A 19,112-nucleotide genomic window follows, 5' to 3' on the forward strand; every position below is an offset into this window, starting at 1 on the left:
GGTTTTTATGGATTTAAAGCAGATCGATCAATTTGCAAAAAGTATTATTGTTGAAGCGGGAAACCGTATTCGTAATGCCTTTTCGTATAATTTAGTGATCGAGACAAAATCGAATGCGAATGACCTTGTTACAAATATAGACCGTGAAACAGAATTGTTTTTTATAGAAAAAATTAAATCTTTTGATCCTACCCATCATATTATAGGCGAAGAGGGTATGGGGGAGAAAGTGGAGTCATTAGATGGCGTTGTATGGATTATCGACCCGATTGATGGAACGATGAATTTTGTAAAGCAACATCGCCACTTTATGATTTCAATTGGAATATTTATTGATGGTATAGGGAAACTTGGTTACATATATGATGTAATGCGCGAAGATTTATTTTATGCAATTGCTGGACAGGGTGCTTGGTATAATGCGTCACCGTTACGTAAGTTACAACCAGTGACCATTGAAGAGTCTGTTATTGGCATTAATGCACATTGGGTTGCACCCAATCGCCATATACATCATGAAAAAGTCATTGACCTAATTCGTAAAGTTCGAGGTACGCGTTCTTATGGCTCTGCAGCAATGGAAATTGCCTTTGTTGTTAGTGGAAAATTAGATGCTTATGTATCGATGCGGCTATCCCCATGGGACATTGCCGGCGGAACAATTATTGCAAATGAAGTTGGGGCTATTGCAACCAATTTACATGGACGAACTGTAGATTTACTACATCAAGATACTTTTATTATTGCAAATCCTTCTATTCATCATGAATTATTAGAAAAATATATTGTGCCTTATGATGTATAACTTTTAAAAAACTGTTTAGGACTGTTGATTCCTAAACAGTTTTTTGTATGCGCTAATTTAAATCGAGCTGATAGTATTTTTTCGGACGTCCTCGAGTGGTGGAAGTAGTGCTAGGTAATTCAACAGCTAAATTTTTTTCATGCAGTTGTTTTAAAATGCGGTTTGCAGAACGTACAGTAATGCCTAAATGCTTGCTTAGCAGTTCGCCATTGACGATAGTTGTTGCTAATCTTTCGATAACAGCCTCGATTTTTTGCAATTGTAATAAAGGAAGATCATGGGTAACGCTTAATTTTTGTAAGAGCTGTTGTTTTTCGTTATCAAACTGCAATAAAGTCCCGTTTAGCAATGGACCAATTTCTTTTTCATGTTCAATAATATAGCCTTGCGTTTCCTTGGAAGAGCAGAGCGTAGCAGCCCTTTTTGCGTATTTCTGACTTTCAGTTAAAGAGTTACCGATACCCCAACCTATTTTTACAGGAAATTGTAATGTATCATCTAAAAAATCTACAAGTTGACAATGGCTATAATCATCGGTTGTGATTAAAAATTGCTGATAGGTTGTAATAAGGGCCATATAAGAAGCTTCGCGATGCACGATAAAGGTGCTTGCATAGCGTTGCTTAAAATCTAAAATGGCTTTATATAAAGCAATTTGTCGATATTCCAATTCATCGATATTGGATTTATCAATCGGAATTAAAATATGGACAACGACTACTTTATTTTGCTCAAGTTGTCGAAGCTGAAGCTGATTGACCAACTGATCCAATGTTAATTGCATAGCATGGAGTGATGGGTGAAACGCGATAAACGGTATATTTAGCTGTGCCAATCGCTCGCGCATTTCTGCAATGCGCGTAAAGCTTAAATCTACTTTATTGTCGCGATGTAACTGAATATGCCAATTAGCAGCCTTCTCAACAATATCGTTGCTTGCGAACTCGTTCATTGTTTGACTAAATAGATAGGGCTGTCTACCGATTGACCATTCATGAATGCCGAGGTATTCATTCTCTTCATAACAAAAATCAATGGCAATCCGATTCATAGCAATTGTATTGTCATAAAATAACTCTGTTAAGACACGGTAAAAATCTCGCTCTGAAATATCAAAATAGAGCATGGGGATAGCCGTGTTTGGAAAATAAGTTTGCGAAAAAAAGTATGGGATTTGCCCGCTAAAAAGTGCACCATCTCCAGCTAGTAAATGTTGCTTTAGCAGCGCATTTAAATGCTCAAAATCTGTGTAGGGATGGTAATGGAAATGGCAAAAAGATGGCTTGATTTTCTCTAGTTGCGTTACCCATGAGAGAGATAGTTTAGCGGTGAAAACATTAATTTTATACATAGAGTAAGCTCCTTAACTATAAATTAAATATTGAAAATATTCTAAAAATATGGTTTCTTTGTATTAAGGACACATGCTATCAATGTCTTAAATGAGGATTAAGATGAATAGCACAAGTCGAATAACACAGAGAAGGAGAGGGGCTTATGCAAAAAAATTTAGACACAGTAAAAAAATCTTGGATTGATAGAATGCTAGATAGCATTGAAAAGGCGGGTAATAAACTACCAGACCCCATCACGCTATTTATTATTTTAGCAGGTATTGTGCTTGTTTTATCATGGATATTATCGATGTTTGGTGTTTCAGCAGTTCAACCAGGCACTGAAGATGTTATTCAAGTAAAAAATCTGCTAAGTCAAGAAGGTCTTATTTTAATATTAACGCAAATGGTATCAACATTTACAGGCTTCGCTCCTTTGGGATTAGTGATTGTGACAATGATTGGTATTGGTTTAGCCGAGCAAACAGGGCTTATATCTGCCGTAATGAAAAAGCTAGTGCTGTCAGCTCCGACAAAATTAATCGTGCCATTTATTATTTTCACAGGTTTAGTGGGGAATCTAGCTGCCGATGCAGCGTTCATTATTTTACCGCCAATTGCAGCGATGATTTTTATGAGCATTGGTCGAAACCCACTAGCAGGTTTAATTATTACATATGCCGCAGTAGCTGGAGGCTTTAGTGCCAATATTTTAATTAGTTCACTTGATGTATTGTTATTGGGAATTACGGAATCATCAGCACAGATTGCAGATTCTGGCTACACAGGTCGAGCAACGATGAACTATTATTTTTTAATTGCTTCGACATTTTTACTAATTGGGATTGGTACGTGGGTTGCCAAAAAGTTTACTGAGCCTCGCTTTGGTAAGTTTGAAGGCAAGGTTGAAATGTTAGAACCGCTAACTGCTTTAGAAAAGCGTGGTTTACGATGGGCAGGACTGGTGACAGTCATTTATAGTGCAGTTATTGCATTTACGGTCATTCCGTCTAACGGTCTTTTACGTGATCCGGAAACAGGGGGCTTTTTAAATTCACCATTTATGTCAGGTATTGTGCCGATTATGTTATTCTTCTTCCTTTTACCAGGTCTTGCCTATGGCATTGCGGCAAAAGAAGTGAAAAATGACAAGGAAGTGGCTGAGAAAATTTTTAAATCGATTGCGGATATGGCTCCATTTATTGTTTTAGCATTTGCCGCTTCACAAATGATTGCCTTTTTTAACTGGAGTAATATCGGTGCTATTTTAGCCATTAAAGGAGCGGAACTTTTACAAGCGTTAAATTTTACAGGTTTACCAATGATGATAGGATTTGTTTTAATATGTGCTTTCGTTAATTTACTTATCGCCAGCGCTTCTGCGAAGTGGGCTTTACTTGCGCCAATTTTCGTTCCAATGTTCCTTTACTTAGGCTATTCTCCTGCTGTTACGCAAATGGCCTATCGAGTAGGAGACTCTATTACCAATCCAATTACACCAATGCTACCGTATTTTGCTATTTTGCTATCGTTTGCCAAACGCTACGATAAAAATATCGGGATGGGGACACTAATTTCCGCGTTACTACCATTCTCTGTGTTCTTTGCAATCGGTTGGATTATACTGTTCGCCATTTGGTTCCTACTTGGTTTACCACTAGGACCTGGAGATTATATATACTTAAAATAAGGGGTGTTACTAATGGCAGTATTACAGCAAGAGCAGTTAGTTGATTTATTAAAACGATATGAAGAGGAAATGATTCAACTTCGTCGTCATTTTCATGAAAATCCCGAGCTTTCCTTTGAAGAAATTGAAACACCGAAAACGATTGCTGCATTTCATCGTGCTTTAGGGCATGAAGTACGTGAAGGTGTTGGGGGTAACGGTGTTGTAGCGAAGTTAGTTGGTGCTAAGGCAGGGAAAACAGTGGCATTACGTGCAGACTTTGATGCTTTAGCTATTACAGAAGAAACAGGTCTTCCATTCCAATCAAAAATAAAAGGGCGCATGCATGCATGTGGTCATGATGGACATACAGCTTCATTATTAATTTTGGCGAAGGCATTAAATCAAATGAAAGAAAACTTAGCGGGGACAATTGTCTTTATTCATCAACATGCAGAGGAGCTTGCACCAGGTGGAGCGAAATCAATGATTGCTGATGGCTGTTTAGAAGGTGTCGATGTAATATTTGGCACACATTTATGGGCACCAACAGAACTTGGTAAGGTGCAAACAGCAATTGGACCATTTATGGCTGCGGCTGATGGCATTTACATTAAGATTAAAGGAAAGGGTGGTCATGGCTCAAATCCAAGCGATACGAAGGATTCCATCTTGCTGGCAGCGCAATTTATTACAAATTTACAACAACTTGTAGCACGTCGTATTAATCCATTGCGTCCTGCGGTAGTATCAGTTGGTCATATTGAGGCGTTAAACCCTTTTAATGTCATTGCAGACCAAGTCTATATGAAGGGGACTGTCCGGACCTTCCATGAGGAGGAGCGCGATTTACTGGAGCGTGAAATTGAAGAGCTATTAAAGGCAACCTGTTATTTAACAAAAGCGGACTATGAATATGAGTTTCGTCGTGGTTACCCACCAGTGGTGAATCATGCGGCAGAAACAGAGCATGTGATGGCGTCAGCAAGAAAAGTAGCAGATGTCGAAGCGGTTGAATTTGTTGACCCTACGATGGGTGGTGAGGATTTTGCGTACTATTTAGAGGAAATACCAGGGGCATTTTTCTTTACTGGGGCAAAAAATCCAGCATGGCAAGAAGTGTATCCACACCATCATCCAAAATTCGATATTGATGAACGTTCATTGCGGATTGCCGCCAATGTTTTAGGTCAAGCAACGTTAGATTATTTGGCAAAAGACTATTAATGAAAGCATCACTTGTTTGCTTGCAGGCTGAGGAGATAGTAGCTAAACATTAAACAAATATGTTGTGAAATATAGCCAAAAAGAGGCGTTGTCTATTATGGACAATGCCTCTTTTTAGACACATATAGGTAGTTAGAGTGCAAATACTAACATTAAAGTAAGCCTTGTTCGCGAAGTTTACGCTTCATTTTAAAAGCTGTCATAAAAATGACACAAGTAGCTACAATACCTGCTATTACTCCCCAAATATTACTTGCTGCTACTGAATACCCGATAGAACACATTGCTAGCACAGCTGCTAGTGCATAAATGGCCATTACGATTTTTCCACGATTCATAACCGAGCCCCCTAATTTATAGTAAATTTGTGATTAAAAATATTTTTTTAGAATGATAGAAATTCTAATAAGGACATTTACATCCTTCTTGTGCTATAATATCACAGTTAAACATTCGAAAAAAGAATATGGAGTGGAATAATGACAAACTTACGTCAAGATCTTCGCAATATCGCAATTATCGCCCACGTTGACCATGGTAAAACTACCTTAGTCGACCAATTATTAAAACAATCTGGTACATTCCGTTCAAACGAACGTGTTGAAGAACGTGCAATGGACTCTAACGATATCGAACGTGAACGTGGTATTACAATATTAGCAAAAAATACTGCTGTCAACTATAACGGAACTCGTATCAACATCCTTGATACGCCTGGACACGCCGACTTTGGTGGTGAGGTAGAACGTATTTTAAAAATGGTAGATGGCGTTTTACTAGTTGTCGATGCGTATGAGGGTTGTATGCCGCAAACACGCTTCGTACTGAAAAAAGCGTTAGAACAAAAGTTAACACCGATTGTAGTAGTGAACAAAGTAGATAAAGACTCAGCTCGTCCACTTGAAGTAGTAGATGAAGTATTAGAGTTATTCATCGAGTTAGGTGCAGATGACGATCAATTAGACTTCCCTGTTGTGTATGCTTCAGGTGTAAATGGTACGGCTTCTTTAGACGCTGATCCATCTAAACAAGAAGAAAATATGAAATGTCTATTTGAAAAAATTATTGAAGCTATCCCAGCACCAGTTGATAACTCAGAAGAACCATTACAATTCCAAGTAGCATTACTTGACTATAATGACTTCGTTGGACGTATCGGAATTGGTCGCGTATTCCGTGGAACAATTTCAGTAGGTCAACAAGTTGCTCTGATGAAATTAGACGGTACAGTGAAAAACTTCCGTGTAACAAAAATCTTTGGTTTCTTCGGCTTAAAACGTGAAGAAGTTGAGACAGCAAAAGCTGGTGACTTAATCGCCGTTTCTGGTATGGAAGATATCAACGTAGGAGAAACAGTTTGCCCTGTTGAACATCAAGAAGCGCTTACGCCTTTACGTATCGATGAGCCAACTTTACAAATGACTTTCTTAGTAAACAATTCTCCATTTGCAGGTCGTGAAGGGAAATGGGTTACTTCTCGTAAAGTAGAAGAGCGTTTACGTGCTCAATTACAAACAGACGTATCTTTACGCGTTGAAGATACTGATTCTCCAGATGCTTGGACAGTTTCAGGTCGTGGTGAGCTTCACTTATCAATCCTGATTGAAAATATGCGTCGTGAAGGTTTTGAATTACAAGTATCAAAACCACAAGTAATCGTGCGTGAAATCGATGGTGTTAAATGTGAACCATTCGAACGTGTTCAAATCGATGTACCTGAAGAAAATGTTGGTTCTATTATTGAATCTATTGGTACTCGTAAAGGTGAAATGCTTGATATGGTGAACAACGGCAGTGGTCAAGTGCGTTTAACGTTCTTAGTACCAGCTCGTGGATTAATCGGTTATACAACTGAATTTATGTCGATGACAAAAGGTTTCGGTATTATCAACCATACGTTTGATTGCTACCAACCATTATTACCAGGGAAAATTGGTGGTCGTCACCAAGGTGTACTCGTTTCAATGGAAACTGGTAAATCAACAACTTATGGTATGATGCAGATTGAAGACCGTGGTACACTATTCTTGGAGCCAGGTACAGACATTTACGAAGGTATGATTGTTGGCGAAAATACTCGTGACGCTGATATCACTGTAAATATTACAAAAATGAAACAAAAAACAAACATCCGTTCAGCAAATAAAGACCAAACGAATGTTATTAAAAAACCACGTATTTTATCTCTAGAAGAAGCGCTTGAATACTTAGGGGATGATGAGTACTTAGAAATCACACCTGAATCAATTCGCCTTCGTAAAAAAATTCTAGATAAAAACGAACGTGAGAAAGCAGCGAAAAAATTAAAAAACGCTGAACAATAATTTTCCGCTGATATGAAAGGGAGAGGGAGTCTTGGATATAAAGTCCGCTTTATTGGGTGAACTAAATGTTATTCAAGTTGCTGCATCAACAAATGCAGAGGAAACAACAAAGGTTTATGGGAGAATGGCTGGTATTACAAGATTTCTATATGAAAATTTACCAAGCTATGAAGTTGCAGGCTATGTTGTATTTCTTCTTGTCTTTGTACTTTCTGCAATTGTCTATAAATTAGGCTTTGCAAAAAAGTTAAAGCTATCTCAAAATATTGTCATTTATGTGTTCCTATTTTTGGGGTGTATTATGTTGACATTTTTCGCGTTATTCCTACCTATGATTGAAGGCCTCATCGTAGCGGCGTTAATTTTGATTGTATACAAAACACGTATGTGGCGAGAAAAAAGAGAAGAGCAACAAGCTGCCAATCAATGATAGTAGCTTGGCTCCTTTACCATAAAACTTACCTTAAGTTTTAAGGGCATAAAAAAGTCTTAGCATTTATTTGCTAGGACTTTTTTTCTTTGATAGAGAAAATTTTTACGTCTTAGGCAATCTACCTATGTAAGAATGGCTGTGCATCTATGTTCAATCAATTGAATGACATATGACAAAATGGTTGGCACCTAAATCTTCTAACGTGAATAAGTTAGTCTCGATAGGCTATTTATCAATCAAGGAGGAAATGGAATGCGTTGGCTTAAAAAAGGTTTGTTATTTAGTAGTATTGCTTTGTTGCTCCTTTCATTGGCAGCGTGTAATAAAGCGGAGCTAGAAAAAGTAAAGGTCGGAGAAGTGACGCGCTCGATTTTCTATGCTCCGCAATATGTAGCGCTTGAAAAAGGTTTTTTTGAAGAGGAAGGACTTTCTGTTGAGCTACAAACGATTGCCGGTGGCGATAAAACGATGACAGCGTTACTTTCAGATGGCATCGATATTGCCTTAGTTGGCTCAGAAACATCCATTTATGTAACAGCTCAAGGTGCGAACGATCCGATTCAAAACTTTGCACAATTAACACAAACAGATGGTACATTTTTAGTAGCCCGTGAAAAGATGGATAATTTTTCATGGGAAGATGTAAAAGGATCAACATTTTTAGGGCAACGTAAAGGTGGAATGCCACAAATGGCTGGGGAGTTTGTCTTGAAAAAGCATGGCATTGATCCTACAAAAGATGTAACACTTATTCAAAATATTGATTTTGCCAATATCGCTACAGCCTTTGCTTCAGGAACAGGAGATTATGTTCAGTTGTTTGAACCGACAGCGAGTGTGTTTGAAAAAGAAGGGAAAGGTTATATTGTTGCTTCATTTGGCACTGAATCAGGCCATTTACCATACACGTCCTTTATGGCAAAAAGTAGCTACTTAAAGGATGATGCTAAAACGGTGCAAGGATTTACTAATGCGCTGAAGCGAGCACAAGATTTTGTACAAGAGAAAAGTGCGGCAGAAGTGGCAAAAATAATTCAGCCGTATTTTGAAAATGTTGATGTAGCGTTAATTGAGACGGTGGTCGAACGTTATAAATCACAAGGCTCTTATGCAACAGATCCAATTTTGGATGAAGAAGAGTGGGATAACTTACAAACAATTATGGAGGAAGCAGGTGAACTTCCTCAACGAGTAAAATATGAAGAGCTTGTGAATACAAAGTTTGCAAAAAAGGCTGCAGAGTAAATGGAATTTTTAAAACTAGATCATATTCACCATAGTTATTTTTCTAGTACGCAGGCAAAGGAAGTTTTAAAAGATATTAATCTAGATATTCGTGAAGGGGAGTTTGTTTCTTTTATAGGGCCAAGTGGCTGTGGAAAAACCACACTCTTGTCCATTATTGCTGGGTTATTTCCTGCAACGGAAGGCAAGGTTTTTATTGATGGCGAAATTATTGCGCCACATAATCAGGCACTTATCGGCTACATGCTTCAACAAGATTATCTATTCCCGTGGAAAACGATTGAGGACAATGTCACCATTGGTTTAAAAATCATGCAGCGGGATAATAAAACGCATAAAGTAACGGCCAATGCGCTCTTACATGAAATTGGTTTGCCACATGTCGGAAGTTATTATCCGAGAGAGTTATCCGGAGGAATGCGTCAACGCGTAGCACTTGCAAGGACTTTAGCGGTTAATCCGAAAATATTATTGCTAGATGAACCATTTTCAGCGCTCGATTATCAATCTAAGTTAAAGCTTGAAGATTTAGTTGTCGAAACATTAAAGACCTATCAGAAAACGGCGATTCTTGTCACACATGATATTGGTGAGGCAATCGCTATGAGTGAAAGGGTATTTCTTTTCTCGGCTAATCCAGGCATGTTACACAAAGTGTTTGAAATACCTTCTGAGTTACAACAATTATCTCCGTTCGATGTAAGGCAACATCCAGCTTATTCAGATGTATTCCAAACGATTTGGAAGGAGCTGGAGAGTCTTGGATAATACATTGTTTAAACAATATCAACAATTGCTAAAGAAGGAAAAGCGCTTCGTTCGTCTATATCAAATCATTATTTTACTGGTCTTTTTTGGGGGGTGGGAGCTGCTCTCGAGGCTTGAATGGATTGACCGTTTAATCTTTAGCTCACCAACCTATGTATGGCAAACGTTTATTGAAAAAGTAAGCGACGGCACACTCACATTACATGTTGGTGTGACGTTAATGGAGACGATTATCGGCTTTATTGCTGGAACATTATTAGGGACCTTGATTGCAACTGTCCTCTGGTGGTCTCCGATGTTATCCAAAATTTTAGATCCGTATTTAGTAATATTAAATGCTATGCCAAAAGTGGCGTTAGAGCCGATTTTAATCGTTGCACTTGGACCAGGTTATTTTTCGATTATTGCAATGGGTGCTCTGATATCTATCATCATTACTACCATTGTTGTGTACACCGCTTTTAAAGGTGTGGATCCCAATTACAGTAAAGTGTTACAAACTTTTGGTGCAACTCGTTGGCAAACTTTCAAAGAGGTAATTTTGCCTGCTTCTTTTCCAACTATTATTTCGACTTTGAAAGTGAATGTTGGTTTGTCATGGGTTGGTGTGATTGTTGGTGAGTTTTTAGTTGCTTCAAAGGGGCTTGGTTATTTAATTATTTATGGCTTCCAAGTATTTAACTTTAATCTTGTCCTTATGTCACTGCTCATTATCGCTTTCTTCGCGACAATTATGTATCAAGTTGTCGAATTGCTGGAAAAAGTGATTATCAAAAATAATGGCTAAGTAAAAAACGCAAAACCTGTATGAATAGGGTTTTGCGTTTTGTACTGTTAAATCTGCTAGAGCGAGCGCTTTTTAAATTGTATGAGTGCCTGGCACTTAAAATTCTTTGTCCATTTGTGGTGAGGTACGGTAAAAGCGGAAATTTCCCGTTTCAATACGTGCCATCGTATTTTCCTTAATTCGATCATGGCATGTGTCGCACATATACGTATGAATCGGACGATTACGCAGTTTTTTTGCTAACGGTAAATCATCATCTAACTGGTTAATAGTATCGCAAATGACACATTTTACGCGCATCGCATTCCCTCCCTATTCCGCACGAATGGCTAACACATTTTTAATAGGGCTGTCTACATTGGAGCCGTCTCCAAATAATACATGAACGGGTCCATCTTCGGTTAAAGGTTTGCCATCCTGACTGTATTTAAAAATTAATGTCTGTGCTTCTTCAATTGTAAATGCATGTTCTTCCCCGTTTTTGCATTCAATGACGATTGTTGTCGCTTCGGGTTTAACTTCAGCATTTTTCAAGAAGTGACTTAATTCGATACCGAAAGTGCCCGTTTCCATCCCTTTGCGGTCGAATTTTCGTTCTGATTTTAATGTTGGTGGGAAAGTAGCACCTTCCATGATTTCACGTGACCAGTGAGCACCGACTTCGCGCATATATTTTGTATCCGCATCTTCCTCTACTGCACTTGCCTGGAAGTACGTATTTAAGTCTAATTTACGATCGTCAAAAATCCAAACCGTTGGATCTAATGTTAGTTGATACGAAACTGCACCCTTAATAGGAATAATTGTTTCCATAATAGAAATCCTCCTCAAATCTTGTATATCCATGAATTAGTATAACGCTAATGCAAGGAGATAATAAAGAAATATAATTCGGATTGTTTATTTTCCGACGAAGACACTTGCATTTTTAGCGACTAAAAGATAAACTTTATTAAGATAGAATCGAAGAAATATCAGATAATGGGGGCGTCCTCATGGATACGAAATCACAAACTTCCTTTCAAGAGAAGGCTTTGGAGCTTTTAGTTGCTGATGCAGATAAAATTGCTCGCCTCATTCGAGTACAAATGGATCATTTAACGATGCCACAATGCCCTTTATATGAAGAAGTATTAGATACACAAATGTTCGGCCTTTCACGTGAAATTGACTTTGCTGTGAAGCTTGGACTTATTGAACGCGAAAAGGCATACCATTCTCGATTCACTCGAGAAGGAACTTTCTGTACTACATGACGCGTATACAGACAAATAAAAAGAAAAAACTCAAACGCTGCTTGCGATTTGAGTTTTTTTTCTAGAACGAGGTTTTCCAATGAAACAATACTTAAAACGATATGCTCAAAATTTTGATTACCCATTATTTTTTACGTTTTTGTTGTTAAGTTTATTTGGCTTAGTAATGATTTATAGCTCAAGTATAATGGTGGCAATCGTCCACGAAGAACAAGCGCCTGATTATTTTTATCAAAAACAACTTACTAACTTAGCAGTCGCGTCTTTAGGATTTGTGGCCGCAGCATTTTTCCCTTATAAGCATTATGCAAATAAGAATATTATGTTGTTACTGACGATTGTGTTAATTGTGCTTTTTACTTGGGTAAAAGTAGCTGGTAACGGGGCAGACGATGTAGGCTCTCAAAGTTGGATTAGTGTACCAGGAATAGGGAATTTTCAGCCTTCCGAATATTCGAAACTATTTATAATTTTATATTTTGCAGCAGCATTTTATCGGAAATCTCAAAAGTATACATTTGAAAAGCTTCAGCCAACAGAGATTTTTTATCCAATTTTCCTTTGGATACTTGTTGTAGCTGGTGTAGCCTTTGAAACAGATTTAGGGGCAGTTATTATTTTATGCGGTATCGCTGTATCTGTGGTCGCAGCAAGTGGTATTCCTTTTAAAACGTTTTGGAAGTTTTTTGGTGTGTTAGGTGCATTTGGTACAGCTATTCTAGGCATGCTCTGGCTATTTAAAGGTGAATTATTAAAAGGGAACCGTAAAGGACGTATCGAATCTTATTTTAATCCATTTGAATTTGAAAATGGAGTAGGTCACCAAGTTGTCAATAGTTATTATGCAATTGGCGGTGGCGGTCTAGAAGGTAGAGGACTCGGTCAATCTATTCAAAAATTAGGTTATTTGCCTGAGCCACAAACCGATTTTATTATGGCGATTGTAATGGAGGAACTTGGCGTTTGGGGAGTTCTAATCGTCTTAGGTGGTTTAGGATTTATTGTATATAAAGGTTTTTCCATTGCATTGCGAACAAAAGATCCACTAGCACGTATGATTGCTGCTGGGATTGCGAGCTGGATTGCCTGGCAATCGTTTATTAATCTTGGGGGTGTAACCGGGTTAATCCCGTTAACCGGTGTCACGTTGCCTTTCATTAGTTACGGCGGGACATCTATAATTTTGCTATCTTTAGCTATGGGGATATTGATTAATGTTTCCATGTTCGAAAAGGTAGAAAGAAGGAAATCACAAACATAAGGGGGATACCTATGGAATCAATCAACAAAATCCTTGTAGCCAATCGGGGAGAAATTGCAATTCGAATTTTCCGTGCGTGTACGGAGCTCAACATTCACACAGTCGCTATTTATTCACGTGAGGATAGTGGAGCATTCCATCGCTTTAAAGCGGATGAAGCTTATTTAGTAGGGGCAGGCAAGAAACCAATCGATGCGTATTTAGATATTGAAGGCATCATTGCAATCGCTAAAGATGCAGGCGTTGATGCGATTCATCCAGGGTATGGTTTTTTATCAGAAAACGTGGAATTTGCACGTCGTTGTGAGGAAGAGGGCATTTTATTTATTGGTCCAACTTCACAACATTTAGATATGTTTGGCGATAAGGTAAAAGCGCGTGAACAAGCTATTAACGCAGATATTCCTGTTATTCCGGGTACTGATGGTCCAGTTGCTTCAGTAGAAGAAGTACAAGCTTTTGGTGAACAATACGGATACCCGCTTATGATTAAAGCTTCTTTAGGTGGCGGTGGGCGCGGCATGCGTGTCGTGCAAACAAAGGACGATGTAGCATCTGCTTATGAACGTGCCAAATCAGAGGCAAAAGCAGCCTTTGGGTCTGATGAAGTGTATGTAGAAAAATGCATACTTCACCCAAAACATATTGAAGTTCAAATTATAGGCGATAAAATGGGCAATATTGTGCATTTATATGAGCGCGATTGTTCGATTCAACGTCGCCATCAAAAGGTTGTAGAGATTGCGCCATCGAATTCGATTTCAGAAAATTTAAGAAATAGAATTTGTGATGCAGCAGTTCAAATAATGAAAAATGTCTCGTACATAAATGCAGGGACAGTTGAATTTTTAGTTGCGGGCGATGACTTTTATTTCATCGAGGTAAACCCTCGAATTCAAGTAGAGCATACAATTACGGAAATGATTACAGGTATTGATATCGTACATGCGCAAATTAAGGTAGCGGCAGGCTACAGCTTGCATAGCGAAGAAATACACATACCGGAACAAGCGAATATTCCGATGATTGGTTATGCGATTCAAGCACGTGTAACAACTGAAGATCCAGCGAATGATTTTATGCCAGATACAGGGAAGTTAATGGTATATCGTTCAAGTGGTGGCTTTGGCGTTCGTTTAGATGCAGGGAACGGATTCCAAGGTGCCGTTGTTACACCGTATTATGATTCATTGCTTGTGAAAATTTCAACATCAGGTATGACTTTTAAAGAAGCGGCTGCGAAAATGGACCGTAACTTAAAAGAATTCCGTATTCGCGGGGTAAAAACGAATATTCCATTTTTAAATAATGTAGTAACGCATAAAAATTTCTTAGAAGGTTCGTTTGACACGAGCTTTATTGATACAACGCCTGAATTATTCAATTTCCCTGTGCGACAAGACCGCGGGACAAAGCTGTTAAGTTATATCGGTAATGTGACGCTAAATGGTTTCCCAGGGGTGAAAAACAAGGCCAAGCCAATTTTCTCACAGCCTATTAAGCCACTTGTGGATTTGAATGGGCGGCCGTTATCGGGTACAAAGCAAATTTTAGATGAGCAAGGTGCAAACGGTTTAGTGCAGTGGATTTTACAACAAGATGATGTGTTATTAACAGATACAACGTTCCGTGATGCACATCAATCCTTATTAGCTACGCGTGTGCGTTCACAAGATATGTATCAAATTGCAGATGAAACAGCACGTATGATGCATAATTTCTTCTCTTTAGAAATGTGGGGTGGCGCAACGTTTGATGTAGCGTATCGTTTTTTAAAGGAAGATCCATGGGAACGCTTAGCTAAGCTACGTGAGCAAATACCGAATGTGCTGTTCCAAATGCTATTGCGTGGGGCGAATGCTGTAGGCTACACGAACTATCCCGATAATTTAATTCGTGCGTTTATTGCTGAGTCGGCTGCATCGGGTATTGATGTCTTCCGTATTTTCGATAGCTTAAACTGGGTTAAAGGGATGGAAGTTGCCATTGATGCAGCAAGAGATGCAGGGAAAATTGCAGAGGCTGCGATTTGCTACACAGGTGATATTTTAGATGACGGACGTGCAAAATACTCCGTGCAGTATTACAAAGATATGGCGAAGTCGCTAGAGGCGTCAGGAGCCCATATTTTAGCGATTAAGGATATGGCTGGGTTGTTAAAGCCGGAAGCTGCTTACCGCTTAATATCGGAGCTTAAAGAGGCGACAAGCCTACCAATTCATTTGCACACGCATGATACAAGTGGCAATGGGATTTATTTATATGCAAAAGCAATCGAGGCAGGGGTAGATATTTTAGATACTGCACTCGGTGCAATGGCAGGTTTAACATCACAGCCAAGTGCTAACTCTTTATATTATGCGATGAAAGGTAGTAAACGTGAAATTCGTGCAGAGATTGAATCGCTTGAAAAGCTTTCTTATTACTGGGAAGATGTGCGTAAATACTATAAAGATTTCGAAAGTGGCATGATTAGCCCTCATTCTGAAATTTACGTCCATGAGATGCCGGGTGGTCAATACAGCAACTTACAACAACAAGCAAAGGCTGTCGGATTAGGCGATCGCTGGGATGAAGTAAAACGCATGTATTCACGTGTCAACCTATTATTTGGAGACATTGTGAAAGTGACACCGTCATCTAAAGTAGTCGGTGATATGGCATTATTTATGGTGCAAAACGAATTAAATGAAGAAACCGTTATAACGAGAGGGAGAACAATTGATTTCCCTGATTCCGTTATTGAATTTTTCCAAGGTTATTTAGGGCAACCACATGGGGGCTTCCCAGCGGAACTTCAGAAAGTGGTATTGAAAGAGCGTGAACCAATTACTGTTCGACCAGGTGAACTGTTAGAGCCTGTTAACTTTGAACAGCTAGAGGAAGTATTGGCGGATAAATTAAATCGTCCTGTTACGAAGAAAGATATACTCGCTTATGCACTTTACCCAAAAGTATTTGAAGAGTATGCGAAAACGCTAGAGTCCTTCGGTAATATTTCAGTGCTAGATACGCCAACGTTTTTATATGGCTTAAAGCTAGGCGAAGAAATTGAAGTAGAAATCGAAAAAGGCAAAACGTTAATTATTAAACTGGTATCGATTGGTGAACCACAGCATGATGGTACACGTGTTATTTACTTTGAATTAAATGGTCAATCGCGCGAGCTTGTCATTCAAGATATGACGGTAGAAGTGGATGGCAGCATAGCTCTCAAGGCAGACCCAAGCAATCCGAACCAAATTGGGGCAACAATGCCAGGGACTGTATTAAAAGTCGTTGTATCTAAAGGCAGCCCTGTCAAACGTGGTGACCACTTGTTAATTACCGAAGCCATGAAAATGGAAACAACTGTACAGGCACCAAAGGATGGTATAGTGAAAGAGGTATACGCAAGTGCAGGAGATGCCATTTCAACAGGTGATTTATTAATTGAAATTGAATAATTAACGATAAAAAAAGGTTATTAGTAGCTATATTGTAGCGCACTAATAACCTTTTTTCTTAATAGTAGAAAGTGCTTAAGGTATGTTATAAATCCATTTTCATAACAGATGGTTTGAAAAGAGCATTAAAGCCCACTTTCTTTCTAGACATTCAACGTCTTTAGCCATTGCACTGACTTAGCCACAAATAGGTTGCAATTATCTACCGTTTTATTGCTGAAGGTGGCCTATTCTTTAACCACGAAGACATCAAAAAAATAATATAATTCAGTTGTTTCTTCGCAAAAATTAAAGGCACGCATTATTTTGAGGTCAGGAGGAAGGATGTGATGGAAAATAAAAAAGATTCGACAGCAACGTGTCGAATCCTTTTCGAATGTTATTTATTTTTTTCATTATAATTGCTACGTGCTACGAGCATAATCATGTAACAAAGATGGCCGAATAAAAGTGAAATGAACAATGAGTGTAATAAAGCTACTGTTAAATTCAATCGAGTAAGGACTACTAACATACCTGCTAAAACTTGTAGAATAACGATGATGAAAGCAGTAATCCAACCATAATAAATAACACGTTGTTGTTTGTATTCTTTTATAGCGTGCCAAGTTATGTATGTAATCCAAATGAAAATAATGATAGCTGCCAGTCGATGTCCCATTTGAACCCATTCGTACATATTGTTTGGTTGAGCAAAAGGTGTTTCATTGTAGCAAAATGGCCAGTCAGGACATACTAAACTAGAATCTGTATGTCGAACAAGTGCCCCTGTATAAACGACTAAATAAGAATAAATTGTGACAGCGATTGTATGCCAACGTAGCTTTTTCCCAATAAATACGTTATCTGCATCAAACTTTCGATCAACTTCAAATACAATCATAGAAAGAAGAAGAACGGCTGCAAAAGAAATAAGCGAGATTCCAAAATGCAGAGCTAGAATGAAGTCTCCTTGTCCCCATAATACTTGAGCTGCTCCAATAAGTGCCTGTGCAATTAAGAAGAACATCGATAAAAAACCTAAAAATTTTACTTCACGAATATGACCAAGTTTCCGCCATGTCCAAATTGTTAGAACGAGAATTGAGATGGATACGACTCCTGTAACAAGACGATGAGAGAATTCAATTAATACTTCTGTTGTAATTTCTTTTGGGATAAGAGAACCATTACAATCTGGCCAGTTTCGACCACAGCCCAAGCCACTATCTGTTTTTGTAACAAGTGCCCCGCCAAGTAAAATAAGGAGCATTCCCAGTGTAGCGGCAACAGCAAACCACTTCATATACCTGTTATGTTGCATAAAATGAGTCACCTACTTTATCTATCAATATTACATGAAAGTAATGTTTCTGCTACTAGATGATATCTAAAATACAATTAAAATACAACTTGTAAAGAGAAGGGAGTAATAGATGTCGATTCCATTTCACAAATTGTTCATAATTTCGTACTTTAACCTTCACAATTCATTTTAGAAAATGTTTTACTATAGATATGTTGTTTTTAATTATATTTCTAGACAAAGCTAATTTTTACAACTTCATCTAAATTTCACTAAACGTCTAGAAATCAATCGCAAATTTCGCTATAGTTATTGTTAGCGGAATATGCTTACAAAAATGAAAGGAGAGGTAACATGTCAAACGGTCGTACGTTATCGGCTACTAGAAACACTGATCCAGAATCAACATCTGTTGTAAAAGATTTCTTAGCTCTGATAAAAATTGGAATCGTTAACTCGAATCTTGTCACAACGTTTACAGGGATGTGGCTGGCATTTCAGTTTACTGGTAGACATTTCTTGCAAGAGCTTAATGTCATCGTTTGTATCATGCTGGGTGCGGCATTAATTATTGGCGGTTCTGGTGCAATGAATAATTTCATTGACCAAGATATTGATCCCATTATGAAACGAACGAAGTCAAGACCGACAGTTACAGGTAGATTTAAGCCGAATTTTGTATTGACCATTGCCCTCTCATTTTTAATTGTAGGTGAAATTTTGTTATTTACGGCATCATTTGCAGCCGGCATGTGGGGACTAGTAGGAATATTCGCTTATGTTGTTCTGTATTCAATGTGGTCAAAAAGAAAGCATGTTAGTAACACGATAGTCGGAAGTATTTCGGGGGCGATTCCACCTGTAATTGGATTTGCAGCTGTTGAACCTGCACTAGGCCCAGGAGCACTTGCTCTCTTTCTTATTATGTTTGCATGGCAACCACCGCATTTTTATGCGCTTGCTATGAAACGTACTGAAGAATATCGTGCAGCTAATATTCCAATGCTACCAGTAGTGAAAGGTTTTAAACGAACGAAGTACTCAATGTTTTTCTGGATTCTTTTATTATTCCCGTTACCGTTCCTATTACCTGAGCTTGGAATTGGATTTTTAGTGCTTGCGACTACTTTGAACTTAGGCTGGTTAATACTAGCTTTAAAGGGCTTTACCACAAAAGATGATATGAAATGGGCAAATAAAATGTTTATTTACTCATTGAATCATATGACGATCTTATTTGTGGCAATTATAATATTTGCGGTGTTCAGCTAA

General features: G+C 38.3%; 16 protein-coding genes and 1 pseudogene. 12 read left to right on the top strand and 5 right to left on the bottom strand.

Features of this window, described 5'->3' with window-relative positions:
* Positions 1 to 7: 7 nt before the first annotated feature.
* Entirely contained in the window at positions 8 to 805 is a 798-nt protein-coding gene (locus LO754_RS03975; RefSeq protein ID WP_024362193.1) for an inositol monophosphatase family protein, read from the top strand.
* A 52-nt stretch (positions 806 to 857) separates the two neighbouring features.
* On the opposite strand, the gene LO754_RS03980 is transcribed toward LO754_RS03975, so the two are convergent.
* Positions 858 to 2,156, bottom strand: coding sequence for a hypothetical protein (locus LO754_RS03980; protein ID WP_231785660.1), 1,299 nt, complete (start codon positions 2,154 to 2,156; stop codon positions 858 to 860).
* A 146-nt stretch (positions 2,157 to 2,302) separates the two neighbouring features.
* Here LO754_RS03980 and LO754_RS03985 point away from each other — a divergent pair, with 146 nt between their 5' ends.
* Together LO754_RS03985 and LO754_RS03990 are read left to right on the top strand one after the other, a co-directional pair.
* Positions 2,303 to 3,829 carry an AbgT family transporter gene (locus LO754_RS03985; RefSeq protein WP_024362191.1) on the top strand — a complete coding sequence of 509 codons (1,527 nt, stop codon included), beginning with the start codon at positions 2,303 to 2,305 and terminating at the stop codon, positions 3,827 to 3,829.
* 12 nt (positions 3,830 to 3,841) lie between these two features.
* Positions 3,842 to 5,035 (top strand): M20 metallopeptidase family protein, encoded by a 1,194-nt coding sequence (locus tag LO754_RS03990; protein ID WP_024362190.1) that lies wholly within the window; start codon positions 3,842 to 3,844, stop codon positions 5,033 to 5,035.
* A 152-nt stretch (positions 5,036 to 5,187) separates the two neighbouring features.
* Here LO754_RS03990 and LO754_RS03995 read toward each other — a convergent pair whose 3' ends face one another.
* The gene (locus LO754_RS03995) at positions 5,188 to 5,373 is read right to left on the bottom strand and encodes a DUF5325 family protein (protein WP_024362189.1); all 186 of its coding nucleotides are present in this window, start codon (positions 5,371 to 5,373) and stop codon (positions 5,188 to 5,190) included.
* A 141-nt stretch (positions 5,374 to 5,514) separates the two neighbouring features.
* On the opposite strand from LO754_RS03995, the gene typA reads away from it, so the two are divergent.
* The 5 genes from typA to LO754_RS04020 all read left to right on the top strand — a co-directional run bounded on the left by typA (position 5,515) and on the right by LO754_RS04020 (position 10,592).
* Positions 5,515 to 7,359 (top strand): translational GTPase TypA, encoded by a 1,845-nt coding sequence (gene typA / locus LO754_RS04000; RefSeq protein WP_025218736.1) that lies wholly within the window; start codon positions 5,515 to 5,517, stop codon positions 7,357 to 7,359.
* Positions 7,360 to 7,390: 31 nt separating this feature from the next.
* Positions 7,391 to 7,789 carry a YlaH-like family protein gene (locus tag LO754_RS04005; RefSeq protein WP_024362187.1) on the top strand — a complete coding sequence of 133 codons (399 nt, stop codon included), beginning with the start codon at positions 7,391 to 7,393 and terminating at the stop codon, positions 7,787 to 7,789.
* A gap of 255 nt (positions 7,790 to 8,044) precedes the next feature.
* Complete coding sequence (locus LO754_RS04010) at positions 8,045 to 9,037, top strand: ABC transporter substrate-binding protein (RefSeq protein WP_024362186.1); 993 nt, start codon at positions 8,045 to 8,047, stop codon at positions 9,035 to 9,037.
* The gene (locus LO754_RS04015) at positions 9,038 to 9,805 is read left to right on the top strand and encodes an ABC transporter ATP-binding protein (protein WP_024362185.1); all 768 of its coding nucleotides are present in this window, start codon (positions 9,038 to 9,040) and stop codon (positions 9,803 to 9,805) included.
* Positions 9,798 to 10,592, top strand: coding sequence for an ABC transporter permease (locus LO754_RS04020; protein WP_231785661.1), 795 nt, complete (start codon positions 9,798 to 9,800; stop codon positions 10,590 to 10,592). The genes LO754_RS04015 and LO754_RS04020 overlap by 8 nt, the downstream gene beginning before the upstream one ends.
* Before the next feature lie 96 nt (positions 10,593 to 10,688).
* Here LO754_RS04020 and LO754_RS04025 read toward each other — a convergent pair whose 3' ends face one another.
* A complete protein-coding gene (locus tag LO754_RS04025) occupies positions 10,689 to 10,892 on the bottom strand; it encodes a YlaI family protein (RefSeq protein WP_231785662.1) in 204 nt (67 codons plus the stop codon).
* Between the two features lie 12 nt (positions 10,893 to 10,904).
* Positions 10,905 to 11,405: a molybdopterin-binding protein gene (locus LO754_RS04030; RefSeq protein WP_024362182.1), complete on the bottom strand. Its 501-nt coding sequence runs from the start codon at positions 11,403 to 11,405 to the stop codon at positions 10,905 to 10,907.
* A 182-nt stretch (positions 11,406 to 11,587) separates the two neighbouring features.
* Between LO754_RS04030 and LO754_RS04035 the strand changes: the two are divergent.
* The 3 genes and pseudogenes from LO754_RS04035 (at position 11,588) to pyc (ending at position 16,555) form a co-directional block, all read left to right on the top strand.
* Positions 11,588 to 11,867, top strand: a pseudogene (locus LO754_RS04035) (Fpa/YlaN family protein).
* A 60-nt stretch (positions 11,868 to 11,927) separates the two neighbouring features.
* Entirely contained in the window at positions 11,928 to 13,109 is a 1,182-nt protein-coding gene (locus LO754_RS04040; protein ID WP_231785663.1) for an FtsW/RodA/SpoVE family cell cycle protein, read from the top strand.
* Between the two features lie 11 nt (positions 13,110 to 13,120).
* Entirely contained in the window at positions 13,121 to 16,555 is a 3,435-nt protein-coding gene (pyc, locus tag LO754_RS04045; protein ID WP_231785664.1) for a pyruvate carboxylase, read from the top strand.
* A 379-nt stretch (positions 16,556 to 16,934) separates the two neighbouring features.
* Here pyc and LO754_RS04050 read toward each other — a convergent pair whose 3' ends face one another.
* Complete coding sequence (locus LO754_RS04050) at positions 16,935 to 17,858, bottom strand: COX15/CtaA family protein (RefSeq protein WP_231785665.1); 924 nt, start codon at positions 17,856 to 17,858, stop codon at positions 16,935 to 16,937.
* A 336-nt stretch (positions 17,859 to 18,194) separates the two neighbouring features.
* On the opposite strand from LO754_RS04050, the gene cyoE reads away from it, so the two are divergent.
* The gene (gene cyoE, locus LO754_RS04055; RefSeq protein ID WP_069510312.1) at positions 18,195 to 19,112 is read left to right on the top strand and encodes a heme o synthase; all 918 of its coding nucleotides are present in this window, start codon (positions 18,195 to 18,197) and stop codon (positions 19,110 to 19,112) included.

The sequence above is a fragment of the Lysinibacillus sp. GJ-1 genome (assembly GCF_021166035.1).
Classification (GTDB): Bacteria; Bacillota; Bacilli; order Bacillales_A; family Planococcaceae; genus Lysinibacillus; species Lysinibacillus sphaericus.

Bases quoted from the DNA above. Each gene is read 5' to 3' on its own strand.
- LO754_RS03985 (WP_024362191.1), top strand. From the start codon at position 2,303: ATGCAAAAAAATTTAGACACAGTAAAAAAATCTTGGATTGATAGAATG.
- LO754_RS04015 (WP_024362185.1), top strand. From the start codon at position 9,038: ATGGAATTTTTAAAACTAGATCATATTCACCATAGTTATTTTTCTAGT.
- LO754_RS04040 (WP_231785663.1), top strand. From the start codon at position 11,928: ATGAAACAATACTTAAAACGATATGCTCAAAATTTTGATTACCCATTA.
- LO754_RS04030 (WP_024362182.1), bottom strand. From the start codon at position 11,405: ATGGAAACAATTATTCCTATTAAGGGTGCAGTTTCGTATCAACTAACA.
- pyc (WP_231785664.1), top strand. From the start codon at position 13,121: ATGGAATCAATCAACAAAATCCTTGTAGCCAATCGGGGAGAAATTGCA.
- LO754_RS04050 (WP_231785665.1), bottom strand. From the start codon at position 17,858: ATGCAACATAACAGGTATATGAAGTGGTTTGCTGTTGCCGCTACACTG.
- cyoE (WP_069510312.1), top strand. From the start codon at position 18,195: ATGTCAAACGGTCGTACGTTATCGGCTACTAGAAACACTGATCCAGAA.
- LO754_RS03975 (WP_024362193.1), top strand. From the start codon at position 8: ATGGATTTAAAGCAGATCGATCAATTTGCAAAAAGTATTATTGTTGAA.
- LO754_RS04010 (WP_024362186.1), top strand. From the start codon at position 8,045: ATGCGTTGGCTTAAAAAAGGTTTGTTATTTAGTAGTATTGCTTTGTTG.
- typA (WP_025218736.1), top strand. From the start codon at position 5,515: ATGACAAACTTACGTCAAGATCTTCGCAATATCGCAATTATCGCCCAC.
- LO754_RS04025 (WP_231785662.1), bottom strand. From the start codon at position 10,892: ATGCGCGTAAAATGTGTCATTTGCGATACTATTAACCAGTTAGATGAT.
- LO754_RS03995 (WP_024362189.1), bottom strand. From the start codon at position 5,373: ATGAATCGTGGAAAAATCGTAATGGCCATTTATGCACTAGCAGCTGTG.
- LO754_RS03980 (WP_231785660.1), bottom strand. From the start codon at position 2,156: ATGTATAAAATTAATGTTTTCACCGCTAAACTATCTCTCTCATGGGTA.
- LO754_RS03990 (WP_024362190.1), top strand. From the start codon at position 3,842: ATGGCAGTATTACAGCAAGAGCAGTTAGTTGATTTATTAAAACGATAT.